Annotated in this window: 17 protein-coding genes; 5 read left to right on the forward strand and 12 right to left on the reverse strand. The window is 46.0% G+C overall.

Annotated features, from left to right (window positions below; genetic code table 11):
* Nucleotides 1–25: 25 nt before the first annotated feature.
* The 6 genes from L0660_RS01655 to L0660_RS01680 all read right to left on the reverse strand — a co-directional run bounded on the left by L0660_RS01655 (nt 26) and on the right by L0660_RS01680 (nt 7,264).
* On the reverse strand, nt 26–802 hold the full coding sequence (locus L0660_RS01655) for a glucosamine-6-phosphate deaminase (RefSeq protein ID WP_235157169.1): 777 nt from the start codon (nt 800–802) through the stop codon (nt 26–28).
* Between the two features lie 12 nt (nt 803–814).
* The gene (gene nagA, locus L0660_RS01660) at nt 815–1,996 is read right to left on the reverse strand and encodes an N-acetylglucosamine-6-phosphate deacetylase (protein WP_235157179.1); all 1,182 of its coding nucleotides are present in this window, start codon (nt 1,994–1,996) and stop codon (nt 815–817) included.
* A 30-nt stretch (nt 1,997–2,026) separates the two neighbouring features.
* Complete coding sequence (locus L0660_RS01665) at nt 2,027–3,349, reverse strand: sugar MFS transporter (RefSeq protein WP_235157183.1); 1,323 nt, start codon at nt 3,347–3,349, stop codon at nt 2,027–2,029.
* Between the two features lie 292 nt (nt 3,350–3,641).
* On the reverse strand, nt 3,642–4,994 hold the full coding sequence (locus tag L0660_RS01670) for a Gfo/Idh/MocA family protein (RefSeq protein ID WP_235157185.1): 1,353 nt from the start codon (nt 4,992–4,994) through the stop codon (nt 3,642–3,644).
* A 31-nt stretch (nt 4,995–5,025) separates the two neighbouring features.
* Nucleotides 5,026–6,033, reverse strand: a complete 1,008-nt coding sequence (locus L0660_RS01675; RefSeq protein ID WP_235157188.1) for a Gfo/Idh/MocA family protein — start codon at nt 6,031–6,033, stop codon at nt 5,026–5,028.
* Nucleotides 6,034–6,205: 172 nt separating this feature from the next.
* Nucleotides 6,206–7,264, reverse strand: a complete 1,059-nt coding sequence (locus L0660_RS01680; RefSeq protein WP_235157191.1) for a LacI family DNA-binding transcriptional regulator — start codon at nt 7,262–7,264, stop codon at nt 6,206–6,208.
* Between the two features lie 346 nt (nt 7,265–7,610).
* Here L0660_RS01680 and L0660_RS01685 point away from each other — a divergent pair, with 346 nt between their 5' ends.
* Nucleotides 7,611–9,065, forward strand: a complete 1,455-nt coding sequence (locus L0660_RS01685) for an arylsulfatase (protein WP_235157194.1) — start codon at nt 7,611–7,613, stop codon at nt 9,063–9,065.
* A gap of 45 nt (nt 9,066–9,110) precedes the next feature.
* On the opposite strand, the gene L0660_RS01690 is transcribed toward L0660_RS01685, so the two are convergent.
* From L0660_RS01690 to L0660_RS01700, 3 genes are all read right to left on the reverse strand, one after another.
* Nucleotides 9,111–9,818, reverse strand: coding sequence for a hypothetical protein (locus L0660_RS01690; protein WP_235157197.1), 708 nt, complete (start codon nt 9,816–9,818; stop codon nt 9,111–9,113).
* 70 nt (nt 9,819–9,888) lie between these two features.
* Nucleotides 9,889–10,506 (reverse strand): response regulator transcription factor, encoded by a 618-nt coding sequence (locus L0660_RS01695; protein ID WP_026630505.1) that lies wholly within the window; start codon nt 10,504–10,506, stop codon nt 9,889–9,891.
* 44 nt (nt 10,507–10,550) lie between these two features.
* On the reverse strand, nt 10,551–12,479 hold the full coding sequence (locus L0660_RS01700) for a sensor histidine kinase (protein WP_235157200.1): 1,929 nt from the start codon (nt 12,477–12,479) through the stop codon (nt 10,551–10,553).
* A 201-nt stretch (nt 12,480–12,680) separates the two neighbouring features.
* Here L0660_RS01700 and L0660_RS01705 point away from each other — a divergent pair, with 201 nt between their 5' ends.
* Nucleotides 12,681–13,085: a hypothetical protein gene (locus tag L0660_RS01705; RefSeq protein ID WP_235157201.1), complete on the forward strand. Its 405-nt coding sequence runs from the start codon at nt 12,681–12,683 to the stop codon at nt 13,083–13,085.
* A gap of 75 nt (nt 13,086–13,160) precedes the next feature.
* Here L0660_RS01705 and L0660_RS01710 read toward each other — a convergent pair whose 3' ends face one another.
* Entirely contained in the window at nt 13,161–14,324 is a 1,164-nt protein-coding gene (locus tag L0660_RS01710) for a M23 family metallopeptidase (RefSeq protein WP_235157202.1), read from the reverse strand.
* A gap of 137 nt (nt 14,325–14,461) precedes the next feature.
* Between L0660_RS01710 and L0660_RS01715 the strand changes: the two genes are divergently transcribed.
* Nucleotides 14,462–15,139: a DUF1016 N-terminal domain-containing protein gene (locus L0660_RS01715; RefSeq protein WP_235157204.1), complete on the forward strand. Its 678-nt coding sequence runs from the start codon at nt 14,462–14,464 to the stop codon at nt 15,137–15,139.
* Nucleotides 15,129–15,578, forward strand: a complete 450-nt coding sequence (locus L0660_RS01720) for a PDDEXK nuclease domain-containing protein (protein ID WP_235157209.1) — start codon at nt 15,129–15,131, stop codon at nt 15,576–15,578. Before L0660_RS01715 ends, L0660_RS01720 begins: the two co-directional genes overlap by 11 nt.
* Nucleotides 15,579–15,580: 2 nt before the next feature.
* On the opposite strand, the gene L0660_RS01725 is transcribed toward L0660_RS01720, so the two are convergent.
* Nucleotides 15,581–16,078, reverse strand: a complete 498-nt coding sequence (locus L0660_RS01725; protein ID WP_235157211.1) for a DUF1579 domain-containing protein — start codon at nt 16,076–16,078, stop codon at nt 15,581–15,583.
* A 230-nt stretch (nt 16,079–16,308) separates the two neighbouring features.
* Here L0660_RS01725 and L0660_RS01730 point away from each other — a divergent pair, with 230 nt between their 5' ends.
* Nucleotides 16,309–17,322: a GlxA family transcriptional regulator gene (locus L0660_RS01730; RefSeq protein ID WP_235157213.1), complete on the forward strand. Its 1,014-nt coding sequence runs from the start codon at nt 16,309–16,311 to the stop codon at nt 17,320–17,322.
* A 78-nt stretch (nt 17,323–17,400) separates the two neighbouring features.
* On the opposite strand, the gene L0660_RS01735 is transcribed toward L0660_RS01730, so the two are convergent.
* A complete protein-coding gene (locus L0660_RS01735; RefSeq protein WP_235157216.1) occupies nt 17,401–21,561 on the reverse strand; it encodes a carbohydrate-binding protein in 4,161 nt (1,386 codons plus the stop codon).
* Nucleotides 21,562–21,598 lie beyond the last annotated feature (37 nt).

Below are 21,598 nucleotides of genomic sequence, written 5' to 3' on the forward strand. Positions count from 1 at the left end.
ATGCAAGATAGGCCCAAAAATGATGTTACGCCTGACTGTAAGACGAAATTTCTTTCAGCTTCCCTGAACTGGCTTTATCAATAAACAAAATCGCATGGGGATGCTTGCGGAGGATTGTGGATGGATATTCTTCCTGAATTTCTTCGGCAACGGTGTGATAAATGGCCTGCGCTTTTTTCTCGCCCGGAACCATCGCATAAGCATATTTTGCCTTCATTAATGTAGGGATTGTTAATGTTAATGCAGTTTGCGGCACTTCATCAAATGTTTCGAAACAAGCATCGTTCACTTGCTGCTGACGACAAGCCTGGTCCAGGTCCACCTGTTTTACAATCAGCGGATCATCAAAAAACGCCACATGCGGATCATTAAATGCCAAATGTCCATTCTCTCCAATGCCCAGGCAAACAATGTCAATCGGATTCTCTTCCAATAGCAGCGCATAGCGGTTGCACTCGGCTTCTATATTTTCAGCATTGCCGTTCAGATAGTTAACCGATTTCAACGGCACAAAATCAAATAATATGACTTTCAGGAAATTTCCGAAATTCTGGGGAGCATCGTCCGGCAGGCCTACATATTCGTCCATGTGAAAAGCATTAATTTTCTCCCACGTAATGTCCTTTTCTTCTTTCAATGCTGCCAAAAACTCATTTTGGGATGGTGCAGAAGCAAAAATGATATTGACCGAATCTTTGGTTTGTTGCAATTCACGGATTTTATCAGCAACCATTCTGGCCGCATTGAGTCCCATTTCCTGTCTGGTGTCGAAAATTTTTATTTCCAAATCGTCAACCTTCATAATCTGTGTTCGTTAAAATTGCTTGTCGTATATAACCCTGCCTCTTACTATTGTCTTTTGAATGTTGATATCACCGTCGAAAATCACGATATCCGCATCTTTGCCAGCCACCAATGTGCCTTTTTTGTGATCCACGCCCATGATTCGTGCAGGCGTGGCCGTCATCATCCGCACCGAATCGAGGAGCGAAACATCGGCCATTTGCACCATATTTCTAACCAGTCGGTCCGTCGTGGATACGCTTCCTGCGAACGAGGTGCGGTCGGGTAATTTGGCGACGCCGTCTTCTACAATCACTTTCAGGCCGTTTTTCAGGGAGCCTAATGTGCTATCGCCCTCAGGCATTCCGGCGGCGCGCATGGCGTCGGTGATTAATGCGATGCGGTCAGGGCCTTTTATTTTGTATATCAATTTCAAAAGCGGTGCGGGCAAATGCACGCCGTCGGCAATGATCTCCACGTCCATATCGAGCAAAAAAGCGCTTTCAATGGTGCCCGCATAACGAAACGCATTCTTGCGTGTCACGCCGGACATGGCTGAATATAAGTGCGTTGCTAACGTGTAACCGTTTTCATAAGCATCCAGCACTTCCTCATAAATAGCATCTGTATGCGCTACGGCTGCCAGAATGCCTTTTTGTTTTAATCTTTTGCCAAAATCAATGGCTCCGGGAAGCTCCGGCGCAGCGCTCCACCGCGTGATCGACGAGGAGTAAGCCAGCACTTCTTCATATTCCTTGGGGTCGGGATTGCGGATGTAACGCGGGTCCTGCGCACCGCGCTGGCTTAAAGCGAAATATGGCCCTTCCAGATGCATTCCGAGAAATTGCGCGCCTTTCAAGTTCGTCGCATTGGCCTCTTCGTAATTGTCCAGCGTTTGCAGCAGATCTTCTTTTTCACTGGTTAATGTAGTGGGAACCAGCGCTGTGGTTCCGTATTTGGCATGGGTTTCGGCAATGCGTAAAAAAGCATGCACGGTCCCATCCATAAAATCATAACCGCCGCCGCCGTGAATGTGCAGGTCAATGAAGCCCGGCGCAATGTAATTTCCTCCCGCATCAACGATCTCCGCATCCGGAAAATCGACATTTCCTTCTTGTATGCCTAGTATCACACCATCTTCAACCAGCAATGTTCCGTTCCGGATGTAGCGGAATGGCGTGATAATGTGGCCGTTTGTTATTTTCAATTTCATAAGCAATGTGTTATTTCCTGTCAGGAGATTTTAAAATCCCCATCTCCTCAGCTTATGCCCTTTGACTGCATAAAAAACGAGATACAAATAGCAAGGCAGCAGCACCCAGTAAGCCTGACGCACATTCAGCATATCTGCAAAATAGCCGTAGAAAAGGGGCATAATGGCGTTTCCGCACAATCCCATGATCATGATGGAAGCGCCGAGCTTGGTAAATCTTCCCAGATCATCCAGCGCCAGCGGCCATATTCCTGCCCAAACAAGCGAATTTGCCAACCCTAGCAGCACCACAAACCAGATGGAAATGTCCACCGTATGCCCCAGGAATACCAATTCACCTTTGGCAAAAATGATCAGTAGCGTAAAAATGGTTCCCAGCAATGTGCAGATCCGAAGCGCCGTAACCTGACTAATGTATTTCGGAATGACGGTGATCCCGATCAGATACCCGCAAATGGTGCAAAAAAGCGTGTAGGAAGGGAAAACCTTTGCTTCCAGCAGATCAATGCCCATTGAATTGGCATAACCAATAATGGTGTCAATGGCGATCACCTGCGTTCCCACGTGCAAAAAAATCGCTAATGCGCCCAGAATGAGGTGTGGGAACTGAAAAATGCTTGTTTTACCCGCATTCGCAGTGGCCAAATGTTCGCTTTCATGCTCGGTGTCAATCTCTGGCAAAGGTGATTTGTAAACCAAAAAACCAAGAATAAAAAGAAAACTTCCCAGCCCAATGTAAGGATTAATGACCCGGCGGATCAACTCGTCCAATGCGGCGCTTCGTTCAATGTCGGTCATCGAGCTCAGCTGCTGGAACATCGCCGTGTCGGTAGGACGGAGGATAACGGCTGCAAAAACGATGGGAGACAAAATCCCGGCCGCTTTGTTACAAATCCCCATGATGCTGATCCGCTGCGCTGCCCGTTCTTTTGCTCCGAGAATGGTAATGTAGGGATTAGCAGCAGTTTGTAAAATAGCTAGCCCAATGCCAATCGTAAACAATCCCAGCAGAAATATTTCGTAAGTCCGCGACATAGCCGCAGGCACAAAAATGAATGCGCCCAAAGCCATCGCCCAAAATCCGAACATCATTCCCTTCTTAAAACCCACCGACCTGAGCAAATAAGAAGAAGGCACCGACATCACAAAATAGGCAATGTAAAAAGCAAAAGCGACGAGGTAAGCCTGGAAACTAGTCAGTTCGCAAGCGATTTTGAAATACGGAATAAGGATGGAATTCACCCAGGAAACAAACCCAAAGATGAAAAACATCAGCCCGATCAGAAAGATCGAGATCATCGTTTCCCGCTTCGTCAGGTTCTCTACCTTTATTGCTACGGAGGCGCTGCTCATGTGTTCGTTGGCGTTAGGGCCTGGACTGAGGTCCGGGGTAATAAAATCTTGATCTTCTGATGGGAACCCTTTCTATTCTCCTTGATTTTGATCTTTTAAACCCCAGATTGAAATCTGGGGCTAGTTATGCTTCTCCCCTGACGGGGATTATTGCCATTATCCCCGTCAGGGGATTTTATTTGATTGCCCCAGATTTTAATCTGGGGGCTTAATAATCTTAGATTTAATTTGGGGGCTTAATAATCTCATTTTAATCTGGGGGCTTAATAATCTCAGATTTTGTTCTGGGATCTTAAATAGTTGGTTCCCAGCCTTTTTGATATTCTCTTTTCCAAAGCTTTTCGGCTTCTTTGTTATTTTTAATGTGGCCGTTTGTGGAATCTATATGCAATGTGCCTTCGGAGCGGTAGGCAATGTTGCCGAGTTGCGCGAGCAATGTGCTTTGGTGGCCGCCAACAATTTCGGAAGCCAGCGGTGTCCCTTTTTTAATGGCATCAAAGAAGTTCTGAATGTGCAATGCATCCAGTCCCTGCGACGGGTTCATCTTATTTCTCGGATCAATTACAAAGTCATTTTTAACTTCCTTAATTACTTTGTTATCCAGCCCGTAAATGGTGTAAGTGTTGCCTTCCCCAATTTGCAATGAGCCCGTTTCTCCATAGAAAATCACTCCAACGCTGCTACCTTCGTTGGTTCGCCCATTGCAGCTTCTGCCTTCCCACGACATCGCAGTGTTATTGTCAAATTGAAGGTTAATAATCTGCGTATCAGGTGTTTCCCAGTCATCCTTGTAACGATAACGTCCGCCTGAGGATGTTACGCGATTAGGATACTCAACCTGTAATCCCCAGCGCATCAAATCCAGCATATGGGTGCCGTTGTTAAGCGCTTCGCCAGTGCCCCAGTTCCAAAGCCAGTGCCAGTTGTAATGGATCAGATTATCCTTATAAGCGCGCCGCGGCGCAGGGCCTTGCCATAACTCATAATCCAGCCACGACGGCACGGCAGTTTCTTTTCCTACGCCAATGGACGCCCTGTTATTTGTATACCAACCCTTCACAAAATACGTACGGCCAATCGCACCGCTATGCACTTCCTTAATCGCAGCCATCACATTTGGCCACGAACGGCGCTGGTTGCCCATTTGAATCACATTCTTGTATTTTTTTGCGGCCTTAATCAGCATTTCACCTTCGTGGGGATTGTGGCTGCAAGGTTTTTCGAGGTAAACATGCTTTCCCGCTTTGGAAGCTAGGATAGCCGCAGGCGCATGCCAATGGTCGGGAGCAGCAATCACCAATGCGTCCATATCCTTATTTTCCAGTGCTTTCCGGAAGTCAGGCGTGTTCGCAGGCTTTGATTTTTGAATGTCGTTGACCGTGTTGATGCACTTTTCTGCGGCTCTCGAATCGACATCCGAAATTGAGACAACCTCACAGTTTGGCTGCAATGCATAGTTGGAAGCAAGCGCCAGTCCACGACTGTTTACGCCCATAACGCCCACGCGAACTTTCTCATTTGCGCCAATGATCTTTGCATAACTTTTCGGGCTGAAACCCGGCAGAATGCCACCCACGGTCAGTAATGCGCTTCCTGCGAGTGTTTTCTTCAAAAAATCTCTTCTTTCGTTAGGAATATTTTTCATATCATATTGATGATTAGGGGATTTGGCTCGGTTACTTAGCAGACTTCCGGGCTTTATTCAGCACACTTTCCAACATAACGCTTTTTCCACCCTGGCGCTTGCTTTCATCCGCAGCTTCCATAAATGCGAAAATTTCAATGGTTTCCTGAGGTGTAACAGGCATTTCACCCGTTTTGAAATACTTAATAATGTCCACCAAAAGTGGCTCATAACCTGCATATGGGCCTAAAACCTTATTGCCGTCTTCTGTAAAAACCGTCCCGCCGTAGTCGTGTTTGCCAGTCCGCGTTCCCCGGAATGTGCCGGTGCGGCCATCGCCCCATATGCCTACCACAATGTCGGTGTTGGGTGTGCTTACGCGGGTTACGCTTTTGCAGCCTGGTCCCATGACGGTGTAAAGCGTTTCGACACCATGAACGCCATACCAGAAAAAGTCAGGGTGTGTTTTTTCCAAAACCGCAGGGCTGTAAGTGTCAGCGCCCAAAACCTTGGCTTTGTCTATATTTTCAAGTCCTTTGATATAACGTAGGGAAGAAGCCGAGAAAACAGGGATCTTGTATTTTTCAGCAGCATTATAAATCGCAATAGTGTCTGATAATGAGCCTGCTACTGGTTTGTCGATGAACATTCTTTTGCCAGCTTTGAAAACTTCCAATGCTTGTTCCAGGTGCAACCGGCCATCATTCGTTTCCAGAAGGATCACATCCGTTTCTGCTAGTAATTCCCGGATCGAGCCAGTGATTTTGACACCGAGCTTTTTCACTTCTTCAATGTAACCCGGGATGCGTTTGGTGCTGGATTCAATGTCCTTACTTCCTTGCGGATAGGCTGCTGTGACCTTGTAGCCGTCATAAACTGGGTCCGGCGTGGCAGCATTTAGCGCCTTTGTAAATGCAATGCTGTGAGAGGTGTCCAGGCCGATAATACCCACCCGTTTTCCATCAGCAGGCCTGGCAATGGCAGGTAAATATTCCAGTAATCCGAGTCCCGCACCGGTCGCGACGGATTTGAGAATGAAGTTTCTTCTGCTCAAATGCATATACTTATTATAAAGTGTTTAGGAATAGTCAGTCCGAAAAAGTGATTTCGGGCACGTACCCGTAAATATACAAACATATTTTTATTAACAACTTACTGTTCAATTTGATTATAAATTATTTTGAACAAGTTAGAAAATGAAAGGTTTTATACTGTGTTTGGCTGAATAGCGATCAATTCTGATAAAATGCCTGGTTCTCTTTTGTAATGATGTCAATGGGCATAAAATGCATTTTTTCAACAGGCGCGCCGAGCACCAAAGTTTGGTATAAGGCCATTAACCCCCGGTAACCCTGCTCCTCAGGTTTGTGACAGATCAGAAAATCAATCAACCCTTCATTCAAAAAGCGAATATTCTCTTTAAGGAAATCATAGCCAATTAAAGAGATGTCTTTTCGATTGTCTTTTTCGAGAAAGGAAGCCACGGCGGAAACGCGCGAATTGGTTACAAAAATAGCCTCAATATGCTCGTGCGTGTGCAGCATGCGTTTCAGATCTCTTGTCACGGAAAGGTTATCCGTATCCTTAATGTCCATCCGAATGATCTCACCGGGCAAGTTATGATCTTTGAAATAAGACCTGAAACCCTCTTCGATCTGCAAATAATTGTAAGTATCCGTGTCTTTCGAAATATTGACAACCAGCACTTTGTGATTTTCTTTTAAGCGGTAAGTCAGCAATTTGGCCCCTACATAGCCACTTTGGAATAAATGAGGGCCGATATAGGTCAGGTTATCCTGGTCCGGAATGTCGGAATCGATGAAGGCAAACGGGATTTTCAGTTTGGTACATTCAGTGGCAAACTCTCGCGCTTCGTCTACGAAGGAAGGAGCAAGCAAAACACCATGAAAAGTGCCCGCCAGAATTAATTTCGTCTGTTCGTTGAAAGAATTATGGTCATTTAAATCAAAAAGAAATGTGCTCACCTGAACGCCATATTTCTTGATCTCCTGCTGCGCCCGGACGATCCCTTTAAGCGGCGCCTCCCAGAAGTCTGTCTCGGCAGAAACCTTCGGAAGCAGCACAGCCAGGGAAATGATTTTGCGTGAAGCCAGGCGGCTTGCTAATATATTAGGTTGATAATCAAGTTCTTTAATGATCTCATTGATCTTCTTTTTGGTTTTTTCAGAAACGCCGGTGCGGTTGTGAATGACCCTGTCTACTGTTGCAATCGAAACATTGGCCCGCCGCGCGATTTCCTTCACGCCGAAATAAGTATTGTCTTTCTCCATCCCGGAAGTTAACTATTGGTAGATGTGCAAAGAAGTTTTATTTCAAAAAATCTACCTGTTGATTAAGTATTATTGCTTTCGCCTGTTGTTTGTTTGATTTTAATATCTTTATTTTGTCTATCAAGTAAGTAGATTATACTTTCAAGGTCGCATTCAGGATAGATGTTATTGAACCCTGATACCCTATGAGACAGCTCAGGTCCGACTTGCCGGAATTTTCGGTGGTTGTCAATTCATGCCAGTCGTCTGTGCTGTCGTAGGGTATCAGGGCAAAGATAGCCGCCGATTTTCAAGTATTCCAGCGGTTGCAATGTCTTTTGGAGTATATCAAATATAGGAGTAAATAATGAAAAACGTTATTGCACTGTTTTGCTGCTTGCTAGTTTTATTCCCGGGAGCGCATTTACAAGCCCAGACACCAGCTACAAAAACAGTTCGGCCAAATATCATTTTCATCCTCGCCGATGACCTAGGTTATGGCGACGTCGGGTTTAACGGACAAAAACTCATCCGAACCCCGAACATTGACCGGCTGGCCCGCGAAGGGATGATTTTTAATCAATTTTATGCAGGAACTTCCGTCTGCGCACCTTCCCGATCTTCCTTGTTGACCGGCCAGCATACCGGGCATACCTATATCAGAGGAAACAAATCCGTTTTACCCGAAGGACAGCAGCCCATCGCCGATTCCGTACTGACCGTAGCCGAAATTTTGCAAAAAGCCGGTTACGTCACCGGTGCATTCGGTAAGTGGGGGCTTGGGCCAGTCGGCTCCGAGGGAGATCCTAACAAACAGGGTTTTAATCAGTTCTACGGCTATAATTGCCAAAGTCTGGCGCATCGCTACTACCCGGACCATCTTTGGGACAATGCTAAAAAAATTGTTCTTGAGGCAAACAAAGACCTGCTATATAATAAGGAATACGCACCCGATCTGATCCAGAAAAAGGCATTGGATTTTATGGATACCAGAGACGGTAAACAGCCGTTTTTCCTGTTCTTACCATATATTCTGCCTCATGCAGAGCTGATTGTGCCCGACGACAGTATTTTTCAATCATATAAAGGCAAGTTTGAAGAGAAATTTCACCGTGGAGCAGATTATGGCTCCAATGCAAAAAGTGGCGGGTATACGTCTCAGGAATTTCCCCGCGCCACATTCGCTGCCATGGTCACGCGTCTGGATCTTTATGTGGGGCAGGTTTTGGATAAATTAAAAGAAAAAGGACTGGATAAGAATACGCTTGTCATATTCACGAGCGACAATGGTCCGCATGTAGAAGGCGGTGCTGATCCCAAATTTTTCAGGAGCAGTGGCGGTTTCCGGGGTGTAAAGCGTGATTTGTACGAGGGTGGGGTTAGGGAGCCGTTCGCCGCACGCTGGCCGGGCGTAATCAAACCCGGTTCGAAAAGTGATTTTATAGGCGCATTCTGGGACATTCTGCCCACCTTCACCGAACTCGCCCAGGCACAAACGCCGCGAAACATTGACGGCATTTCCTTCACAGATGCACTAAAAGGCAAGCCTACCCAGAGAAAGCACGATTATTTATATTGGGAATTCCACGAGCAAGGCGGCAGGCAGGCTGTGAGGCAAGGAACCTGGAAAGCCATCAGGTTAAAAGCTGCCGGGAACCCGGACGCATTGGTGGAACTCTACGACCTCTCCAAAGATCCAGGCGAAACCACAAACCTAACCCCTCAATTCCCGGAAAAAGCAAAAGAGCTAGGCCAGATCATGAACAAAGCACACGTGTCATCTGCATTATTCCCGTTTGGGAGCCTGGTGACGAATGAATGACAAGCTGAGCATTATTCAATGCCGTTTTCATTACGCTAAATAAATTCAGGGAACGTAAGTCACTTGCAGGACCCAGCCTTGGGAGCCGTCGGCGTTGGAGCGTTGCCAGCCAACGGATACGGGTAAATGTTTCAGAAAATAGATGCCGACGCCTGTGGAAAGCTGCCCCTTGGAATGCGAGCCGGAAAGCCAGTCGGCGAGTAAATGTATTTTTTCATACCAAATGCCGGCGTCAAGTCCCAGCTGCACACCCTCGATCGGGCCTTCACCCAGGTAGCCATTGTTTGCCAGATAGCCGCCCGCCGCTAATTTATAATGGTCATCTGCAAGCGATGCCGCAAGATTGGTATATGTAAAATAAACCAAATGCTTCTTATGGGCAAGATTTGTCCCGATCAATCCCCCAATTCCGATTCCCAGCACTTTGTTAATCTTAAATAACTTCTGCGTATTGACGAGAAGCAAAGGCGCATAAGGCTCAACTACACTGGAATCGTTGCGGACAAAGTGATGTGAAGCCCGTTCATAATTTACATTAAACACATTGACCCCCACTTCCCAAAATTTCCCAAGCCCGTAAGTTGCAGTGGTTGTGGAATTAATAACGTCCTGGATTTCAAATTGCTGCTGAAAACTAAGCTTATTCTTTTCCGTAATCTCAGACGAGGAAACATTAAAAATAGTAAGCTGCGCAAAAGAGCTCGTCGCTGAAAAAATTAGTGCAAAGAAGAAGTAGTAAATCGTTTTTATCATGTGGATAGGATAAATATTCTTAACAGGAATAAAAAATCCTTGCCAGTATACGTCTAAAATGACTTTTTCCTCAAATCAGCCCCAGCCCAGCTGCAAGCTTAATAAGCGAGGCTGTGTTGGAAACTTCGAATTTCATTAGCAGATTTTGGCGGTGGCTGTTTACGGTGGTTACGCTGATGAAGAGTTTGTCGGCGATTTGGGGGTTGGTGAGACCTTCGGCGATGAGGAGAAGGACCTCTTTTTCGCGGCGGGTCAGGAATGGGATTGTTTTGGGCGTTGGTGTTGCTGCGGCCTGATCGAAATTGACATTCATAAAATACCCACCGGCTTGCACTTGCTGAATCGCTTCCAGGATTTCTTCCTTGCTCGAACTTTTAATGAGATATCCCGAAGCCCCGTTCTGGATCATGCGCGACACGTAAGCGCGTTCACTGAATGTGCTCAATGCAAGCGTCTTCACTTCCGGGAATTGATCCTTAACCTTCTTACAAAGCTCAATACCGCTGATATCGGGCAGGTTAATGTCCAGAAAAGCGATATCTACTTCGTTGGATTTCAGAAATGCAATGGCGTCGATGGCATTAGAGGCGGTGCCTACGACCGATATCCCCTCGCTTTCAGATAAAAGGGATTTCAGGCCTTCCAACACCATTGGGTGGTCATCTACAATCAGGATTTTGGTGCTCATAAGTTGAGGCAAATTTGGGTTACGTTCTTTTTGCTAAAAGCACTTTATACTTCAATTTCTACCAGCACCGACGTGCCTTCTTCGGGCTTGGATTGAATGTCGAGCTTACCATTGAGATAATCCACCCGTGCCTGAACATTCCTGAATCCAGCGCCTTTGCTGGTTTCCAGGCTTCTGACATCAAAACCTTTACCATTATCTTCCACGGTAAGGCTTACATTGCTGCCTATCCTGGTAAGCTGCACCTGCGCTTCGGTTGCTTCGGCGTATTTTAGAACATTGTTCAAAAGCTCCTGTACGACGCGGTAGAGCACGATTTCGATGGATGAATCCAGGCGCTCTTCGAAGCCGAAGTCCTGCATTGTTACTTTTAACTGTCCGGATGCGCTGATCCCTTCGCAGAAATCGCTGAGGGCTTCGATCAGGCCAAACCTGACCAGCGTTTCAGGCATCATGCTGTGTGCTACGCGGCGCATTTCGCTGATGGCGCCATCCAGTTGTGTGATTGCCCGGGTAAAGGTCATAGCGCTTTCCTCGGGAAGAATTACATTTCCTTTCACGGAATTTAAAGTTAATTTAATACCAGATAATAATCCGCCGAGACCGTCGTGCAAGTCCCTGGCTACGCGGGTGCGTTCCTCTTCCTGGCCCTTCAAAATCGAGTTTGTGGCTACCAGCTGTTTTTCCTGTTGTAATTGTAAAACCTCCTGCTCAGCGATCCGCTTGCGGATCGCAATGTTCCTGTAAATCAAAACTGCTATAATAATGAATGCGATAAATCCTCCTACGAGGCTGTAAATTAGTGTGTTGCGGGTTTGTTTTTCCTTTTCTAATGTCACGATCTGCTTTTCTTTTTGGGCCGTCAGATACTTTGTGTCCAGTTCCTGTAATTGTTTTTGCACGTCAAGACCCTGGATTGAATCATTCATGAGGTTGTATTTCATCAGATAATCATAGGCGCCTTTATAGTTGTTTTCCCGCGCCAGATCGGTTGCGTAATCCTCGTACAGCTCCACCAAATGGTCTGTCATTTCATTAGCTTCTGCAATTTTGAGGGCCTCCCGGGTGTATTTGGCGGATAGGGCAGTGTCATTATAATCCTCTGCAACGAACATTAGCGCTCGCAGGCACTCCATTTCCAGAAACACATTGCCCGTTTTTCTGGCGAGGGCCAATCCTTTTTCTCCATATTCCCGGGCAATGTCCAACTTTTTCAGCCCCCGGTTCACCCGGCAAAGCCCGCCGTAAGCTTGCACGATGAAAATGTCCGATTTGATTTTTTGAGCCACAGCAAGTCCCTCAGTATAAACTGCCAAACCTTCTTTGTAGCGCTTTAAGTTGAAATAGTTGCCGCCAAGGTTGGTCAGGATGTCGGCCAGTTGCAGGCTGTCCTTCATTGGACGGGCGAGCTGCAATGCTTTTTGTTTGTATACCAATGATTTATTGAAAAGATTGGCGTGCTCAAATGCGGAGCCGATGCTGATGTAAAGTCTGGGCAAAAATTCCTTCATTCCCAGCTTTTCAAACTGATCCGCTGAGCGTTGGTAATATTTAATAGCTTCGGTAAAATTGCCCATATAGACGTAACTGGTGGCAATATTGGCCATACTTTTACCAATGTTCACCTGATGTTTCATGTCTGTTGCAATTTTCAGGCTCTCCTTATTCAATTTAAGTCCTTGCTCAAACTTGCCTTGCAGGTTCAGTATATAAGTGTAGTTGGAGCGGAATTTGAATTTTCCAATGTTATAATCCAGCTTTTGACTTAATGCTTCTGCTTTGAGATAATATTTGCCGGCGCTGTCGATGTTCTGGTTTTCGAGCAGATTACCATATTCAATGTAAGCCAGCACGCGGTTTGTATCCTCCTTACTCTCCCTGATCTTCTTTAAAATCGAATTTGCATCACCGCTTTGCGCGCTTGCATGAGCATAAATAAGAATGAATAAAGCCGTCGTAAAAACTAATTTCATCGATCGTAGAGGAGTTTTGACTTGAAAATTACGGGTGTAAAATTCCTAAATAAAACCTTTCAATAATATCCTCTAAAAGCATGATTTTTCGAAAATCCTACTTTCAGAGGATTGATTGGCGGGCTTGCACCGATCTACCTTTGTCGGGTCAAAAAGGAAATTTTATGACATTTATTTATTCAAACATTAATTAAAACAGCCATGAAAAAGATTTTCCTGATTTTATTCCTGAGTACATTATTTTTTGCCTGCCAAAAGGACAAAGACAAAGATCCGGCACCCGAACTGGCCGCGCAGGTTGCGGGCTCGTATAAAGTAACTGAGCTGAATGTGGACGGGGTCAAAAAGCCCTTGAATGGAGCAGTAATAACAGTTCAGCTCGACAAGTTCTCTGCCGAAGTGGTAACTGCAAAAATGAAAGCCAAGATTGACGGCGTTTCTGAACCTGATGAGGATCTGGGAACATTAAATCTTAAAAATTCCGGAAGCACGGGAATCGACATTTACGAGGGCACCGAAAAAGTGGGCAGTGTAAAGTCCAATAAGCTGAACATTTTTGTAGTTTTTGAAAATCAGGAAATTGAAATGATCGCTGACAAGCAATAGTGCCCCCCATCATTTAGTATAGCCATGAAATAAAAAATCCGGCACAGATATACCAGTTATCTGTGCCGGAATTTGTTATTTAATTGAAGAGATTTCTTTCGAATAAGCTTCCAGTGGCACGTTAGGGATATATCCTTTTGTTCCGTCTTCTGTTTCGACTCTGAAACCTTTTGCCATTTCACCCAATATCCTGACCAATGTATTAGCGGACAGGGAAGCAATGTGACCGGACTTTTCAAACTGCGGTGAAACATATAAATTGGCTTTACGCCGAATGCGGACCGTATCGCCAAGCCAGCGTGAGCGCTGGGGCAGACCGGCAATTTTTTCTTTCCGATTGTCTATGAATGGTAACGGATTAACGGCCCCGGAGCCACGTGCATAAATCCCGAAATGCAAATGTGGTGCAGTGGTAATCGCATTTCCCGTGTTTCCAACCAATCCAAGTGTATCCCCAACCACAACGCGCTCGCCAAACGAAACCAGCTGACTGTCTAAATGCGCATAATATAGGGAGTATGGGCTGCTCATGGAAGAGAGAAACACGACTTTACCACCGAGATTATTGGTTCCTGTTTGTGTTACGAAGCCATTTTGCGCCGCAACGACCGGCGTTCCGCGTTTGGCCCGGATGTCAATCCCCTCGTGAGACCGCACACCTCCGTCGCGATCGGCTCCCCAGAAACTGATTACAGACGACATGCTATGCCCGGAAACCGGGAAGCCTAATGCGGGTTCAGTGGTTAGTGAAAGCGAAACGGCCGTTTGCTCGTTCAGGCCGGTTTGCAAGCGCAGAAGTAAAGTGTCGGAGTCGTTGTTGGTATAGGTTAATGATTGTGTCTTGTCACTAATGTAGTCGAGTCGCTGCGGCTTGCCGTTACGCTTGATTTTATAAAGTTCCATGAAGAAATGTGCAGACGTGTCGCCCGGCTCCCGCGAAGGCGTGATGACTAATCTCCTTCCCTCCGGAATGTTCAAACGGATTGCCTGCGCCGGGACAGAATCACCCAGATAAAAACGCTCCTGATAGGGCACATTAGAAAACACCGAATCATTCAACACAGCTTCACCAACGCTGAACCACGTCTGGCCAGACGCAGTCTTCTCCATTTTAGCCTTATATAGCTCCTTCTCATAATGTTCCCGCGGCGTTACAGGAAACCAATGCGAAACCGGCACCGGCTTACAGGAAACGGCGAAGGCTATGATAACCAGAAATAGTATAAAGCGAACAAACATGCTTACGGGGATAAAGGCATTGAGCTATTTCCCGATAGTTAACAAATTCGTGCCATTGGAAAAGTGGATTGACCAGTTGCAAATCAGCCTCCCTATATTATCCGGCAGTATCATTCATTCAACAAACTTTTCTACCCATGCAACAATTCGATTCATTGATCAACGAAATCAAAGGCCTCCACAGCGTCATGGAACAGAGCGCTGCGAAAGCAATCAACAGACATATAACAGTTCGGAATTGGTTAATTGGTTTTTACATTATAGAATTTGAGCAGAAAGGATCGAATAGGGCTGCTTACGGAGATCGCTTATTAGAGGTTCTAGCTGAGAAGTTAGCAACAAACGGACTGAGTTTTCGTAACCTGAAGTTGTTCCGTCAATTCTATCTTGCATATCCTCAAATTGGGCAGACGGTGTCTGCCCAATTGCAATATTTTGGTTTACAGCCCTTTATAAAAAATTTACCCTCAGGCGGCACCATTAGTGATAATGCACTTGCACCATTTGATAACATCATTGCAACAGCAGATCAAGTAGATTCTAACACACTGATTTCAAAGCTTTCCTTTTCTCATTTTAGTTTGCTGTTACCATTGAAAAACGCGGAAAGCAGAGCCTTCTACGAATCCGAGTGCATTAAGGGCAATTGGAGTGTGAGTGAGTTGAAGCGTCAGATTAATACGCTTTACTATGAGCGATCGGGGTTGAGCATTGATAAGCAGAAGCTCCGTTTGCATGCGAATGAAACTTCTGAAAAAACGAACATGGCAGATCTTATCGCCATTCACATTCGAGTTTTTGGGGTTGAAGGCTAAGGATGTGGTTTATGAAAACGATCTGCAACAGGCGCTGATTGATAATCTTGAAGAATTTTTGATAGAACTTGGTCATGGATTTTGTTTTGAAGCGAAGCAAAAACGCATTACGATAGGCGGGGAATATTTTTTATTTGACCTGGTCTTTTACCATCGCATTCTAAAATGCCATGTGCTGGTCGAATTGAAGACAAAAGAGGCTAAGCATGAGCATATCGGGCAGCTCAAAACTTACATTAACTATTATAAAAAGGAAATAGCGCAACCAAGCGACAACCCACCCGTTGGGTTGTTACTTGTTACGGACCAGAATAAAGCGCTGATCGAATATGCAGTTGCAGATAGTGATATGCCGCTGTTTGTTAGCAAGTATATCGTTGAGTTGCCTACGAAGGAGGAACTTGAAATTTTTATCAATAAAGAACTTGCACAGCTATAATTTTACCCAACCCGCTTATATACGGTCTCTGTTGCTTTGTCTTCCTGGCCTTCAGGGGAGATGTTGTAGGCTGTGATGATGAGATTATCGTTGTCGATGAGCTCAATTACGGTGCGCCAGCCCCAGGGTTCGGGAATTTCCGGGCCGCCGTAGCTGCCGAGGACTGAAAAGCCTGATGCCTGAGGAGCGCCGCTGGATAACATGATGCCTGTGCCCATATGGAAGCTGTCGATCCAGGCCGATTGCAATTTGTTGTTCTGAATGTCGAAACCGTAGATAGCGATGCCTTCGAAGGGCTTGTCGGTTAAGGAGCCTTTGTATTCGTGCATGACAAACCTGCCTCCCAGTATAGGGCGGATCGTTCCTTCCATGGGCGACTCATCTGCTACTACGCCTGGCTCGAACCAGGTTTTGGTGGTCCCTTTCCAGGTTCCGATCAGGGATTGCAATTGATTATGGACGCCTGATTCCAGGGAAGTTTCAAATTTTGATTTGCTCATTGTTTTTGTTTTTAGCCACGGATGCACGGATTAACACGAATAGCATTTAAACCCGGCAAACTTGCGCTGGATTGGGAATTACACTTCATCGTATGTCAATTTAATGCTTTTATTTATGACAAAAATAAGGTTATCACTGATAATTTATGTCTTTTAAAATCAGCAAATAGGGGCATTTGAGACAAAATAATATTATATTGTCGGGCATTTTGCTTTAAATCGCTATAACAATGATACAGTTAGGTCTTTTGATTACCAATAAGCATCGTTTGCTAAGTGTAGCGGCTATTCTGGATGTTTTCGAATCGGCAAACATGTTTTATGAACGCGAGCACGGAGCTCCGTTTTTCAATATTAATCTTTTTTCTCCCGAAGCTTCCCCATCTCAGTTTTATGGGGCTTATGAGATCAGTTCAGTCACTTCCGCCGCGCAGCAAAATCTGATTTTAGTGCCTGCATTCGGCGCTGGAGACCTGAAATCGTCCATTGCAAAGAATCAGATCTGTATCCCCTGGCTTTGGGAACAGTATCAAAACGGGGCCGAGATAGCGAGTTTTTGCACAGGGGCATTTTTACTGGCCGCTGCGGGGTTACTCAATGGAAAAGAGGCTACGACGCACATCGATTCCGCGATGGCGCTGGCGTCTAACTTCCCGGACGTGATCATGAAAAGTGACGCGGTTGTGACCGACGATAAGGGCATTTACACAAGCGGCGGCGCAACAAGCAGCTTTCATTTAATGCTGTATCTGATCCAGCGGTTTTGCGGAAAGGAACTGACATTGCGTACGGCAAAAATGTTTGCAATTGATATGGACCGTGAGCAACAGACCTATTTCGGGACATTTTCCCCATCATTGGATCATGGTGATGGTTTGGTGAATATGGCGCAACAAAAAATTGAAAAGGAATATCAGGAAGGAAGCACGATTGAAACCCTTATCCAGGACATTCCAGCCAGCAGGCGCAATGTAGTTCGCCGTTTCAAGCAGGCGGTTGGCGTTACGCCCATCGAATATTTGCAGCGAACGCGCATAGAAGCTGCCAAAAAACTGCTGGCGCAAACGGATCAGAGTGTCCTGGAAGTGATGCTGAACTCAGGTTATAACGACCTGAAATCGTTTCGGCAGCTGTTTAAAAAAAGCACGGGCGTTACGCCAAAGGAATACCGGGACAAATTCAATATTTCAAAACTCGATGGCAGTCGCATGGCAAATCGCGGCACAGCGCATTATTTGAATTAAACCAAAAACGCCTGGGATTAACTTCAATGTTAAATCCCAGGCGCGCTAAAAGAATGGCCTCAATGTACTAATGGCTCCTTAATGCACTTTTGCTACTTTGCGAAATGTGCTTTGGTTTCCCTGTTTCACTTCAATAATATAAGCGCCGATGGGCATATGCGTCAGGTTCAGTTTGTGAGATAGCTTGTTTGCAGACTTGTTTACAACGTCATTTTTGTATAGTCTCCCTGTTTTTGCATCAAAAACCTTCACTTCAACATTTGCACTGCTTTCATTCGCCAACTCAACGTTTACAAAGTCCGTTGCAGGATTTGGGAAGACATTTACATCTTCGTGCAAGGGCAGTTCCGGGGTTAATTCAGGAGCAGGCGCTGCGGCCGTCCGCGCGTTAGGTGCGTTTGAAGCGATTACGAAAATGGGTGTTTCTGTAACAGTAACTGTCACTTTTCCATCCACGATGCCTTTTTCCTGCACAGCCATATAGTCGCTTCCTGCGGTTGGCGTGTAGACTTTTGCAATTCCGGATTCTCCCAGACTAAGTGTGTATTCGGCTGTGCGGCCCACTTCATCAGGCACAGCAAGGATAAACAGCGACTTGCCATTCAATTCATAACGGTCTACAACCGGGTTGGCGTGAATGGTCTCTTTGTAAACATAATCACCGAAAAGGTTTTTGGTCTGGATAAAATAATCTGTGACAGGTCTGCGTGAGAAATCGTCGTTGATCATTCCCGATGTTCCAAACATCCAGTCGTAAGCAGGATTGTCATCATACATTTGATAAAAGAAAACTTTTTCAATTCCGTGTCTGGCGGAGAAAAGCGAAGTCCGCAAAATCCAGTCGGCCTGAGTTTGCTGCGCTGATTTATTGCCGATCGGGATGGCTTTGAGCGGGCTGCTCTGATGCAGGTCATAACCGGCTTCTGTAATCCAGACGGGCATATCCTGAGAAACTTCTCTTGATGCCTTTACAAAATTGTCAAGGACAACGTTTGCATTTGTCACCTCCGGCGCAGCTCCGCGGGTTGAATTTCCACCCTGGCTGGATGAGGCATCATCCGTATAAAGGTGGAAGTTCACAACATCCCAGCACAGATTCACACTTCCATCCGCACGGTAACCTCTAAATTCTTTGCACCAATCCACCATTCCCCGGAGATAATCAGGCCCCGTTACCATTCCAGCAATGACCACTTTCATATTCGGGTCAGCGTTTTTCACGCCAACAGCAGTTCCCATCGTATTCTTGTGACCATCATAAAATGCCGACATATTAGCCGCATATTCGCGGGCTGTCTGATAACCTTTGCGGCCTTTCCACCATTTATCCCGTTCGTTATCACATTCAATGTATTTGATCAGATCCATGCCGATTTTCACCTCATTAGGCGGATCATTGGTCCAGCGTGGAATCGTGGAGACACTCAGCAAGCTTGGATCAACATTCAAATTGCTGCCATAACGGGCTACATACTGGAATGCAACTTTGGCCTGCTCGATGTAAGAAAGCGGATCTTTAAAGTCTTGTCCATAGCGTACAGGCACATTTTCAGAATCTCTCTCATTTTCCGGATACGATTGCAGCATCCATGGCGGCAATGTTTTCAAGCAAGCGAGCACTTCGATATTTTCCTGTTTCAGCCTTTGATAAATAAGGTCATAGTTCCAGCTTCCGCTGCGCGTAGGGTTAAAAGAAAATACGCCCTCATCGGCTTCCAGTTTTTCCCAGTCCATATAGTGACGGAATCCTGAAAAACTTTTTGCTGCCGTCACTTTTGGCTCTACGAGCGATTCAATATGTGCGCCGTCCTGAAAATTCCACTCGTAACCGTTAACACCCATCATGTCTTTTAATCTGATATTCTTGGCGCGTGTAGGGCCATTGGAAGGCGCTGCGGGCGTATGACTTCCGTAAAATTCTATTTCGGTTGGAAGGACGTCAGGAAGAGTCAAAACGAGATAACGAATGTTGGAAACGGGTGCATCCAGGTTGAATTGGTTGTTCGAAGCCCGGTCAGGATAGGGGCCTACCCATCCATTATATACGGTTCCGGTAAACGTAGCAACAGGAATCCGCTGCCATTGATCATTTATGACCGACAAAATCATTGGGCGATCAACTGTCGAACCCACATAGTCAAAGAATTTAACACCTTCGAGTGTTATTTGCTCACCATCCAGAAGCGGATAATATGCATCGTAATAGTTGACAACTTTTCCCCAGCCCGTCAAAACTTCCGTTTGCGTGTCGCCGTCAAACAGTTTGTCCAGGCCAGTCGTTGCATTGGTTACCTGATACCAGCGTTTCGGATCTAATGCAATTTTCGCCCCGGCAGTCGGATTCGTTGGATTGGATTGTCCGGTTACGGTTAAGTTCCTGCTTACGTTTTCTGCGGCCAGGAAATGCTCACTGCCCGATTGCGAAGCTGTTATCGTAGTCTGACCAGCACCAACAAGTGTTGCTTTCCAGGAGCCCGTTGCATTGGAAACGGTTGCTACTGCGGTGTTGGAAGACGTGAATGTGATTGGCGACTCATTATTATTGCTGCTGGCTACCAGATCAAATGTTCCTATCTCCAAGCCTTTATCGCCTATTTCGTTGAATGTGATCGTCGATTGTTCCTGAACCGAGCCAGCCGAAATCTCAAACCAGTTCAGATTGAACGCGCCGCGATTTGCATAAATGCGCAGGATCTGACTTCCTGCCGGAAGATTCACAGTTGTGCGGATCGTGTTATAGTTGTTCCAGCCACCTGTTTGAGGGACAGCAATGCTGCCCAAGACAGCACCTGCACCATTTTTAATTTCAATGTTGCCATTGCCATAACTGTTGGAAACCCGAAACCCGATCGTATAAGCACCGGCTGCTGCGATTTTCACATTGTAATCAAGCCAGTCGCCATCGTCAATGTAGCCAACGGTCGTACCGCCATCCGTGTCAGTTGTTGATTCCAGACGCACTTCGCTGGATAGGTCGAAAGTTTCTGCTTCCATTTTGCCTGCCAGCGGGCGCGACGCCTTGGCTTCGAACCAGTTGAAATTCCAGCCGGTTTTCAGCGCCTGCACCCTCAATGTTTCGTTTCCAGCCGGAAGTGAAACCAGCATATTTACTGTCTTGTAAACCTGCATTCCCCCGGTTTGTGGCACCGTGGTTCTGCCCAATTCCGTTCCATCACTTTTTTTAAGGGCAAAGGAAGCTTCCGGGCTGTAACCATTCGATACGCGGTAACTCATTGTGTAAATACCTGATTCAGCAGTGTTTACCTGGTATTCCATCCAGCTATCTTCCTGGATCCAGCCCACATTTTCACCGCCGCCATCGTCAGCAGTTGTTTCAGTTCCTACATTATTGGAAGCATCGAAACTTTCAGCCTCAATTTTTGCTGGTAACGCCGTGCCGCTGGCTGCTGCCGCCTGGGGAACAAGCTCAAACCAGTTGAAATTGAACGCGCCCTGAGGCGTTGCTATGTGAATAAGCTGGCTTCCAGATGGTAAAGTTAATTGTGTAGATATGGTGGCCCAATTTTGCCAGCCGCCCGTTTGCGGTACATTCAGTTGCCCTAGTACTGTTCCGGCTGCGTTTTTAATCTCTATTATACCTGATCCATAACTATTGGCGATCCGGAAATTGGCCGTGTAAGTGCCGCCTGCAAGATTAATGTTATAATCCAAAAAATCGCCGTCGTCAATGTAACCGACATTCAGGTTTCCGTCTGTATCGGACGTTATTTCGGTTCTGACATCGCTTACCGCATCAAAATCTTCCGCTTCAATCCTTCCCGAAACATTACGGGACGCCGCAGCTTCGAACCAGTTCAGGTTGAAACCGCCTTTCTCGGCATATACTCTTAATGTTTGATTGCCTTGCGGAAGGAATACTACAAAGTTTACGGTGTGGTAATTTTGCATTCCGCCCGTCTGTGGCAGAACGCGTTGACCTAGCTTATCGCCATTAGCAGATTTCAGGGAAAGGGCAGCTTCCGGACTGTATCCATTGGCAACTCTGAAACGAAATGTGTAGTAGCCTGCAACTGTGGCAGTAACGCTATAATCCATCCAGCTACCGTCCTGGATCCATCCCACATTTTGACCGCCATCGGCATCTGACGTCGCCTCAGTGCCTACTGAGTTCATGGCTGCATAGTCTTCTGCTTCTACTCTTCCGGGAAGTGCTTTATAGGACTGTGCCTGAATTAGAAAAGAAGCAAATAGAAAATAGGAGAGTAAAATTTTTTTCATTCGTGACGGGTATAATTTTCGTCGGAAGATACAATTT

This window comes from Dyadobacter sp. CY351, assembly GCF_021502625.1.
Lineage (GTDB): Bacteria > Bacteroidota > Bacteroidia > Cytophagales > Spirosomataceae > Dyadobacter > Dyadobacter chenhuakuii.

Coding starts and splice junctions, on each gene's coding strand:
- L0660_RS01655 (WP_235157169.1), bottom strand. CDS start 802: ATGAAGGTTGACGATTTGGAAATAAAAATTTTCGACACCAGACAGGAA.
- nagA (WP_235157179.1), bottom strand. CDS start 1,996: ATGAAATTGAAAATAACAAACGGCCACATTATCACGCCATTCCGCTAC.
- L0660_RS01665 (WP_235157183.1), bottom strand. CDS start 3,349: ATGAGCAGCGCCTCCGTAGCAATAAAGGTAGAGAACCTGACGAAGCGG.
- L0660_RS01670 (WP_235157185.1), bottom strand. CDS start 4,994: ATGAAAAATATTCCTAACGAAAGAAGAGATTTTTTGAAGAAAACACTC.
- L0660_RS01675 (WP_235157188.1), bottom strand. CDS start 6,033: ATGCATTTGAGCAGAAGAAACTTCATTCTCAAATCCGTCGCGACCGGT.
- L0660_RS01680 (WP_235157191.1), bottom strand. CDS start 7,264: ATGGAGAAAGACAATACTTATTTCGGCGTGAAGGAAATCGCGCGGCGG.
- L0660_RS01685 (WP_235157194.1), top strand. CDS start 7,611: ATGAAAAACGTTATTGCACTGTTTTGCTGCTTGCTAGTTTTATTCCCG.
- L0660_RS01690 (WP_235157197.1), bottom strand. CDS start 9,818: ATGATAAAAACGATTTACTACTTCTTCTTTGCACTAATTTTTTCAGCG.
- L0660_RS01695 (WP_026630505.1), bottom strand. CDS start 10,506: ATGAGCACCAAAATCCTGATTGTAGATGACCACCCAATGGTGTTGGAA.
- L0660_RS01700 (WP_235157200.1), bottom strand. CDS start 12,479: ATGAAATTAGTTTTTACGACGGCTTTATTCATTCTTATTTATGCTCAT.
- L0660_RS01705 (WP_235157201.1), top strand. CDS start 12,681: ATGAAAAAGATTTTCCTGATTTTATTCCTGAGTACATTATTTTTTGCC.
- L0660_RS01710 (WP_235157202.1), bottom strand. CDS start 14,324: ATGTTTGTTCGCTTTATACTATTTCTGGTTATCATAGCCTTCGCCGTT.
- L0660_RS01715 (WP_235157204.1), top strand. CDS start 14,462: ATGCAACAATTCGATTCATTGATCAACGAAATCAAAGGCCTCCACAGC.
- L0660_RS01725 (WP_235157211.1), bottom strand. CDS start 16,078: ATGAGCAAATCAAAATTTGAAACTTCCCTGGAATCAGGCGTCCATAAT.
- L0660_RS01730 (WP_235157213.1), top strand. CDS start 16,309: ATGATACAGTTAGGTCTTTTGATTACCAATAAGCATCGTTTGCTAAGT.
- L0660_RS01735 (WP_235157216.1), bottom strand. CDS start 21,561: ATGAAAAAAATTTTACTCTCCTATTTTCTATTTGCTTCTTTTCTAATT.